Source organism: Ignavibacteria bacterium, from assembly GCA_016873845.1.
Lineage (GTDB): Bacteria > Bacteroidota > Ignavibacteria > Ch128b > Ch128b > JAHJVF01.
The window spans coordinates 1-2,487 of the sequence record VGVX01000142.1; the positions used below are offsets into that span (position 1 = coordinate 1).

Here is a 2,487-nt window from a genome sequence, read left to right on the forward strand (position 1 = left end):
AGTAAATTGAAAATCAAATAGTTGAAATTAATTGAGAGGAGCTTTTATATGCACGAAAAAAGTATTGAGCTACTAAATAAAGCGGTTGCGGATGAACTGACTGCCGTCCATCAATATATGTATTTCCATTTTCATTGCGATGATCAGAGCTTTGATCTTCTAGCGAACTTGTTCAAAAAAACAGCGATTCAAGAAATGATTCACGTTGAAAGACTTGCCGAGAGAATTCTATTTCTTAAAGGTGATGTAGAAATGGCACCATCTACCGCAGTTGAAAAAATAACAGATGTTGAAAAAATGCTAAAGCTTTCTGCAAAGATGGAACAAGAAAGTGCTAAAGATTATAACCTTTGGGCAAATGAATGCTCAGCTAATGCCGATGCAATATCAAAGCAGTTATTTGAAAGTCTCGTGCTGGATGAAGAAACACATTTTGATCAGTACGATACAGAGTTAGAAAACCTGAAAAAGTTTGGAGCAAACTATCTCGCGCTTCAATCGATTGAACGAAGTAAAGGGCGGGATGCGGCAGCGAATCCATAAATAGTTAACCACCTTCAAATTCTAACTGAGGTCGTTTGAGACTTCTAAAACCTTCGAGGTTTGCTAACATTTTGAAAAGTACAACCTCGAAGGTTAATACTATGTATCACTCGCCGACAAATTCCCGCCATTCACCGAAAAGTGATTCTTAAACTGTAACTCTCTTTTTAACTTTGCGAAGAAGAAAAAAAATAAACCATGTCAATATTCTTTAGTTATAATTTCAAATAACAACTCACCCCTTTATTCGAGGGTGACCAATAAGTAGGTTTTCTCGATACGTTCTTCGGCTTTTCGTCGAAGAACACTCGAAAACCGACTAAGTTTTGAAGGTTCTCGAGTTCCCGGCTTCGGTCGGGAGTATCGAGAGAACCTTTTTAGACAGCCCCGATAGGGGAAAGTTCATATTAAATTGTATTTTTAGAAGCAGATTGATTTCTAAAATTTTTATGATTGTTAAATAATATTTTAAGGAGAACAAAATGGAACATAAAAAAAATTATTCAGCACGATTACTGATGGGAATAATTCTCGTTGGAGCCGGTCTAATTTTACTTTTCGCAAATATTGGGATGCTCGATTGGGAAATAAAGCATGTAGTCTTTTCCTGGCCGTTCATTCTTTTTATTATTGGACTGATTAGTTTCCTTTCGTCAAGCCATAAGGGATTCGGATTAATTGCGATGCTCGTCGGTGGATTTTTTCTTCTGCCAAGAATTTTTCCATGGATGGATTACGATCTTCATATGCTTTGGCCTGTCTTATTGATCGCAATTGGTGTGTACTTAATTATTAGACGCGTTTCATGGGGAGACAATATGCCACATTTTTTTCAACGCAGGGGGGCTCCGATAAACGCAGATCAGATTGATGACATTGCGATTTTCGGCGGCGGAGAAAAAACTTTTGTATCTGAAAACTTTCAAGGGGGAAAAGTAACAGCAATCTTTGGTGGTTCTGAAATCGATTTATCAAAGTGTAAATTAGCTCCAGGCGATCATGTTCTCGATACATTTGCAGCTTTTGGCGGATGGGAAATTTACATTCCGAGGGATTGGCGCCTTGTGGTTGATGTTTTACCCATCTTCGGCGGATTTTCAGAGAAAGGATTACGTGAATCCACCGAGGCTCTCCCAAAAGACCGCACTTTATTTGTCAAAGGAACGGTAATTTTTGGCGGCGGTGAGATAAAGAGAGTATAAAATTTCGTAAAAGTGAAAGAACTGCTGGAAAGATTCCATCCCGACTTATCGGGATGAAATCTTTTTTCTTCAATTCACTTATATTTACAACAGAATGTTAAACATTTCACGAAAAAATACTTTTCTGCACTTCGCGATTTTTTGGTTCATAGTTTCGCTGTTTTATTTTTTTGGGTTGAATTATGTTTCGACTGGGGAAACAGTCAGCAGATTAATCGACGCATTTATTTTCTTTTTATTTTTTCTAGCACTTGGGTATGCATCAAAGTTTCCGACAAAGTATATTTCATTTGAATCATCTAAACCGCTGAAAATATTTTTTAATCATGCAATTGCTTCTTTGGTTGTGACAGGAATTTGGCTCGAATTTAATTACGTAGTCCTCTTCGAGCTGGCAGGTCAAAGCCACGAATATTACACATTCTTTATCGATTCGATTTTGTGGCGTTCGATTATTGGAGTTTTAATTTACTCTGTTTTTGTGATCTTTCATTACACTTTACTTTATTACGAAAGCTATAATGAAAAATTAGAGCGGGAGTCGGAATTAAAGACAAGTATTATCGAAGCAGAATTAAGAAATCTACGTTTTCAAATCAATCCTCATTTTATCTTTAATAGTTTGAACTCTATCAGCTCACTCACTATCTCTGATCCAGCTAAAGCAAGAGAAATGACCATTTTACTTTCTGACTTTCTAAGGTATGCTTTATCGAAAAGTGAATCGAATTTTAGTTCTCTT

The 2,487-nt window shown here is 36.7% G+C and carries 3 protein-coding genes; all 3 read left to right on the top strand.

All coding sequences use genetic code 11. The features are described from left to right. Window positions 1-48: 48 nt before the first annotated feature. Entirely contained in the window at window positions 49-543 is a 495-nt protein-coding gene (locus FJ213_13315; GenBank protein MBM4177131.1) for a bacterioferritin, read from the top strand. A 482-nt stretch (window positions 544-1,025) separates the two neighbouring features. Beyond that, complete coding sequence (locus tag FJ213_13320) at window positions 1,026-1,745, top strand: hypothetical protein (GenBank protein ID MBM4177132.1); 720 nt, start codon at window positions 1,026-1,028, stop codon at window positions 1,743-1,745. A gap of 94 nt (window positions 1,746-1,839) precedes the next feature. After that, the coding region (locus tag FJ213_13325; protein MBM4177133.1) for a hypothetical protein at window positions 1,840-2,487 on the top strand (648 nt) is incomplete at its 3' end.

Coding starts and splice junctions, on each gene's coding strand:
- FJ213_13320 (MBM4177132.1), top strand. CDS start 1,026: ATGGAACATAAAAAAAATTATTCAGCACGATTACTGATGGGAATAATT.
- FJ213_13315 (MBM4177131.1), top strand. CDS start 49: ATGCACGAAAAAAGTATTGAGCTACTAAATAAAGCGGTTGCGGATGAA.